Here is a 5,828-nt window from a genome sequence, read left to right as displayed (position 1 = left end):
CGCGGCCCTCGTTGTAGGCAATCGGCCCGTCGGCGAAGAGGATCTCTCCGGGAATCACGGCGGCTCCCCGTCAGACGATCGGGTCCTTCCTTGGCGGCGCGCAGGGCCACGCGCGCGAGGTCGACGCCGGAAGGCTCGGGGGCGCCGCCGGGTGTGTTCTCCGTCATACGCGCTCCACCGTCCCCTCGGACACGGTGAACCGCGTCCCGGACAGCACATGCGGTACGTCGTCGTCGACCGCGGCCGTCACCAGGACCTGCTCGCCGGGCGCGACCAGCTCGGCGAGGCGCTCACGGCGACGGGTGTCCAGCTCCGCGAAGACGTCGTCGAGCACCAGCACCGGCTCGTTGCCCTCCGCCCTGAGCAGGTCGTACGAGGCCAGGCGCAGCGCCAGTGCGTAGGACCAGGACTCGCCATGGGAGGCGTAGCCCTTGGCGGGGAGCTGGCCGAGCTTGAGCTGAAGGTCGTCCCGGTGCGGGCCGATCAGGGTGACGCCGCGTTCGATCTCCTGCTTGCGGGCCTCCGCGAGCGCGGCCATCAGCTGCTCGAAGAGGTCCTCGCGGGTGTGCGCCTCGCCCGGCGCGGACGGTTTGTACTCCAGCGCGATCGGACCGCCGCCGGGGGCCAGTTGCTCGTACGCCTTGTCGGCCAGCGGCTGGATCGTGGCGATCAGGTCCAGGCGCTGGGCGAGCAACTCGGCGCCCGCGCGCGCGAGATGCTGGTCCCAGACGTCGAGGGTGGACATGTCCATGGTGCGACCGCCGTGCCGGCGGGCCAGCGCCGCCGACTTGAGCAGGGTGTTGCGCTGCTTGAGGACCCGGTCGTAGTCGGAACGGACCCCCGCCATGCGCGGTGAGCGCGCGGTGATGAGCTCGTCGAGGAAGCGGCGCCGCTCCCCGGGGTCGCCCTTGACCAGCGCGAGGTCCTCGGGCGCGAACAGCACGGTCCGGACGATCCCCAGCACGTCACGCGGTCTGACCTGCGAGGACCGGTTGATCCGGGCCCGGTTGGCGCGCCCCGGGTTCAGCTCCAGCTCGACCAGCTGCTGTCGTTCGCCCTGCCTGATCTGGGCCCGGATGATCGCCCGCTCGGCGCCCATGCGGACCAGGGGGGCGTCGGAGGAGACCCGGTGGCTGCCGAGGGTGGCGAGATAGCCGACGGCCTCGACGAGGTTGGTCTTGCCCTGCCCGTTCGGCCCGACGAAAGCCGTCACCCCGGGGTCGAGCGGGACCTCGACCCGGGGGTACGAGCGGAAGTCGGCCAGCGACAGATGCGTGACGTGCATGGTCGTTTCGCCGACCTCCCCGGACGTTCGTGGACTGCCGTGCAGTCCTGTGGACTACTTCTTCTCGACGGGACTGCTGCTCGGACTACTTCTTCTCGACCGCGTGACCGCCGAACTGGTTCCGCAGCGCCGCGATCATCTTCATCTGGGGCGAGTCCTCCTGACGGGAGGAGAACCGCGCGAACAGCGACGCGGTGATCGCCGGCAGCGGCACCGCGTTGTCGATGGCTGCTTCCACAGTCCAGCGTCCCTCGCCGGAGTCCTGTGCATAACCCCGCAGCCCGTCGAGGTGCTCGTCCCCGTCGAGCGCGTTGACCGCGAGGTCGAGCAGCCAGGAGCGGATGACCGTGCCCTCCTGCCAGGAGCGGAAGACCTCCCGGACGTCGGTCACGGAGTCGACCTTCTCCAGAAGCTCCCAGCCCTCGGCGTAGGCCTGCATCATCGCGTACTCGATGCCGTTGTGGACCATCTTCGCGAAGTGGCCCGCACCGACCTTGCCGGCGTGCACCGAGCCGGAGTCGCCCTCCGGCTTGAGGGCGTCGAAGACCGGCTGCACCTTGGCGACGTTCTCCCTGTCGCCGCCGTACATCAGCGCATAGCCGTTCTCCAGACCCCAGACACCGCCGGAGACGCCGCAGTCGACGAAACCGATGCCCTTGGCCGCCAGTTCCTCGGCGTGCTTCTCGTCGTCGGTCCAACGGGAGTTGCCGCCGTCCACGACGACATCGCCGGGCTCCAGCAACTCGGCGAGCTGGTCGATCGTGGTCTGCGTGGCCTCACCGGCCGGGACCATCACCCAGATCACGCGCGGGCCGCTGAGCTTGCCCACAAGCTCTTCCAGGCTGTGGACATCGGCGAGGTCCGGGTTGCGGTCGTATCCGAGGACGGTGTGGCCTGCGCGGCATATCCGCTCGCGCATGTTGCCGCCCATCTTGCCGAGGCCGACGAGACCGAGCTCCATCAGTTGTGTTCCTTAGGTTCTGCGACGTGGCGTGGCGGCACGTGCGTACCGCGAGGCACTTTCGTGCCCGCGTCCGAGCCTAAACCCGGACGCTCGCGCACATCTGTGGGCATACGCGCTCAGTCGTACGCCCTCACCTGCGGGTTTGTCCTCAGCCTGTGGACAACCGTGATCCTCTGCGGCTCACCGGCCCTCGAGCGGGCTCAGCCGCTCAGGCGCACCGGCATGATCAGGTACTTGTAGGCCTCGTCCGCCTCGGCGTCCAGCGCCGGCTTGCCGCTGAGCAGCGCGGGCTTGGTGGACGTCGTGAACGACAGCTGGGCCACCGGGGAGTCGATGGCGCTCAGGCCGTCCAGCAGGAACGTCGGGTTGAAGGCGATCGAGACGTCGTCGCCCTCGAGCTGGGCGTCAACCCTTTCCACAGCCTGTGCGTCGTCGCTGGAACCGGCTTCCAGGATGAGCACGCCCTGCTCGAAGCTGAGCCGCACCGGGGTGTTGCGCTCGGCGACCAGGGCCACGCGCTTGACGGCCTCCACGAAGGGGGCGGTCTCGATCACGGCGACGCTGTTGAACTCCGTCGGGAACAGCGAGCGGTACTTCGGGAGGTCGCCCTCCAGGAGGCGGGTCGTCGTACGGCGGCCGGCGCCCTCGAAGCCGATCAGGCCCTCACCGGAGCCCGAGCCGGACAGCGCCAGGATCACCTGGTCGCCGCTGGTCAGGGCCTTGGCGGTGTCCAGGAGCGTCTTGGCGGGCACCAGCGCGACGGCGGAGGCGTCGGGGCTCTCCGGCTTCCACAGGAACTCGCGTACCGCGAAACGGTAGCGGTCGGTGGACGCGAGCGTGACGGTGTCGCCCTCGATCTCGATGCGGACACCGGTGAGGACGGGCAGCGTGTCGTCACGGCCGGCCGCGATGGCCACCTGGGAGGCGGCGGAGGCGAAGACCTCGCCGGGTACCGTGCCCGTCGCGTTCGGCATCTGCGGCAGGGCCGGGTACTCCTCCACAGGCAGGGTGTGGAGTGTGAACCGGGACGAGCCGCAGACCACGGTCGCCCGTACACCGTCTGTGGAAATCTCCACCGGCCGGTTCGGCAGCGCGCGGCAGATGTCCGCGAGCAGGCGGCCGGAGACCAGAACCGTGCCCTCCTCGTCGACCTCGGCCTCCACGGACACCCGTGCGGAGACCTCGTAGTCGAAGCTGGACAGGCTCAGCTGGCCGTCCTCGGCCTTCAGCAGCAGGCCGGCGAGGACAGGCGCCGGCGGACGGGCCGGGAGGCTGCGTGCCGCCCAGGCCACTGCCTCCGCGAGTACGTCGCGTTCCACCCGGATCTTCACTGTTGCCGCCTCCTGCTGTTGCCGGCGCTTCTCGCTCTGCCTGGCCCTCGTCGTCTGTCTCGGTGTCGACGGTCCCTGTGAGGGGGAGGACACCGGGGACCAGTCTGACGCACCGCACTGACAGTAGGTGCCGCTCGGGGTCAAGTCGTGACAAGGGTCAGCCGGGCACCGAAGAGCGAGTTGTGCACAGGACCCGCTTCGAAACGGATTCCCAGCTCTCTCTAGTCGGGAGTAGTAGTAGGGGCTGTGGATACCGTGGATAACCTCGTTTGCCCAGCTCAGGGCAGGAATTTTGTCCACGGGTCCTGTGGGTGGAGGCGGTGGACAACCGGGCGTATCTGTGGAGAACAGAAAGTTCTGCACACGCCGTGCACAGGGTGAGGCGAGTTCTCCCCAGCGCCGTCCCCAGCTTTACCCACCTTTCCCACAGCCCAACCCGGCACCTTCGTGTGACGCCTTTCACTCGACCCGGTGAGAAGGCGCGTCGCGTTGCCGAACAGTGGACAGACATGTGGAGAAGGGGCCGATCACTGGGGACAACCGCCCCCAGCCTGTGGGCGACCGGTGGACAACTCGGTGCACAGCCTGTGGATCATCTCGTCGTCCACAGTCTGTGGAGATCCTTCGTCCACGAATCCACAACCACCTGAGCTGGTCTGATGGTCTTTCAACAGGGGCCGCTGTGGACACGATCTGGACAACTCCCCGGTCCCCAGGATGTGGACGGCAGAAAGTCCCCGAATCTGTGGAGGGAGGCCGTAACCCGGCGATTAATCGAACAGCGGGTTGCGGCGAGGTGTGCGAGGCGGGAGCCGGTGACGGGACTCGGCGGCCCGGAAAGCGGGCCGCGCGGCCGCTGCGGCGACCGGAGGCGGGCGGAGGTGACCGGAAAAGGAGGCCGCTGCGTAGCGGCCGGAGCACGGAGCGGCGAGCGCCAGCACGGAGCGGCGAGCGCCACCACGGCGCAGGGCAAGAAGAAGGGCGCCCCCGGATCTTCCGGGTGGCGCCCCCAGCGGCCTTCAGCGGAGAGCCGCCGTCGCCGTCAGCCGTTCTTGATGCGGTTGGTCAGTTCCGTGACCTGGTTGTAGATGGAGCGGCGCTCGGCCATCAGATTGCGGATCTTGCGGTCCGCGTGCATGACCGTGGTGTGGTCGCGGCCGCCGAACAGCGCGCCGATCTTCGGGAGCGACAGGTCCGTCAGCTCACGGCACAGGTACATGGCGATCTGCCGGGCCGTGACGAGGGCGCGGCCGCGCGAGGTACCGCACAGGTCCTCGACGGTCAGCCCGAAGTAGTCCGCCGTCGCGCCCATGATGGCCGTGGACGTGATCTCGGGCGCCGAGTCGTCGCCACCGGGGATGAGGTCTTTGAGGACGATCTCCGTCAGCCCCAGGTCCACCGGCTGCCGGTTGAGCGAGGCGAACGCCGTGACCCGGATCAGCGCGCCCTCCAACTCACGGATGTTCCGTGAGATCCGGGACGCGATGAACTCCAGCACCTCCGGCGGAGCGTTCAGCTGCTCCTGCACCGCCTTCTTGCGGAGGATCGCGATCCGCGTCTCCAGCTCGGGCGGCTGGACGTCCGTGATCAGACCCCACTCGAAACGGTTCCGCAGCCGGTCCTCCAGCGTCACCAGCTGCTTCGGCGGCCGGTCGGAGGACAGCACGATCTGCTTGTTGGCGTTGTGGAGCGTGTTGAAGGTGTGGAAGAACTCCTCCTGCGTCGACTCCTTGTCCGCCAGGAACTGGATGTCGTCGACGAGCAGGATGTCCATCTCGCGGTACCGCTTGCGGAAGCTGTCGCCCTTGCCGTCGCGGATGGAGTTGATGAACTCGTTGGTGAACTCCTCCGAGCTCACGTACCGCACCCGCGTGCCCGGGTAGAGGCTGCGCGCGTAGTGCCCGATCGCGTGCAGCAGGTGCGTCTTGCCGAGCCCGGACTCCCCGTAGATGAACAAGGGGTTGTACGCCTTCGCCGGCGCCTCGGCCACAGCGACCGCCGCCGCGTGCGCGAAACGGTTGGAGGCGCCGATGACGAACGTGTCGAAGAGGTACTTCGGGTTCAGACGCGCGGTGGGTTCGCCTGGGCCGGTCGCCGGCGCGGGCTGTGCGGCCAGCGGGCCGGGCGCACCGGTCGTCGGCAGGTTCGGGCCGACCGGGCCGCCGCGGTGGACGTGTCCCGAGCCGACCGGCGGCTCGGGCACATCCCTGCGCACCGGGTCGCGCTGGTCGTAGTCACCGCGCGAGGT

Annotated in this window: 4 protein-coding genes and 1 pseudogene; all 5 read right to left on the bottom strand. The window is 68.8% G+C overall.

Going from position 1 to position 5,828, the window contains the following annotated elements:
* Positions 1–86 precede the first annotated feature (86 nt).
* Positions 87–167 (bottom strand): annotated as a pseudogene (locus ABZ281_RS34270) (DUF721 domain-containing protein); the annotation flags it as partial.
* A complete protein-coding gene (gene recF / locus ABZ281_RS34265; RefSeq protein WP_356661893.1) occupies positions 164–1,285 on the bottom strand; it encodes a DNA replication/repair protein RecF in 1,122 nt (373 codons plus the stop codon). The gene recF and the pseudogene ABZ281_RS34270, both read right to left, overlap by 4 nt.
* 85 nt (positions 1,286–1,370) lie before the next feature.
* Positions 1,371–2,246 (bottom strand): phosphogluconate dehydrogenase (NAD(+)-dependent, decarboxylating), encoded by an 876-nt coding sequence (gene gnd / locus ABZ281_RS34260; protein WP_356661891.1) that lies wholly within the window; start codon positions 2,244–2,246, stop codon positions 1,371–1,373.
* Positions 2,247–2,449: 203 nt separating this feature from the next.
* A complete protein-coding gene (gene dnaN / locus ABZ281_RS34255) occupies positions 2,450–3,580 on the bottom strand; it encodes a DNA polymerase III subunit beta (protein ID WP_356661889.1) in 1,131 nt (376 codons plus the stop codon).
* Between the two features lie 1,042 nt (positions 3,581–4,622).
* On the bottom strand, positions 4,623–5,828 hold a 1,206-nt coding region (dnaA, locus tag ABZ281_RS34250), incomplete at its 5' end, for a chromosomal replication initiator protein DnaA (RefSeq protein ID WP_356661887.1).

The sequence above is a fragment of the Streptomyces sp. NPDC006265 genome (genome assembly GCF_040613555.1).
In the GTDB taxonomy this organism is placed as follows: Bacteria; Actinomycetota; Actinomycetes; order Streptomycetales; family Streptomycetaceae; genus Streptomyces.
The sequence above is the reverse complement of the archived record's forward strand: the minus strand, read 5'-3'. Positions and strand labels throughout refer to the sequence as shown.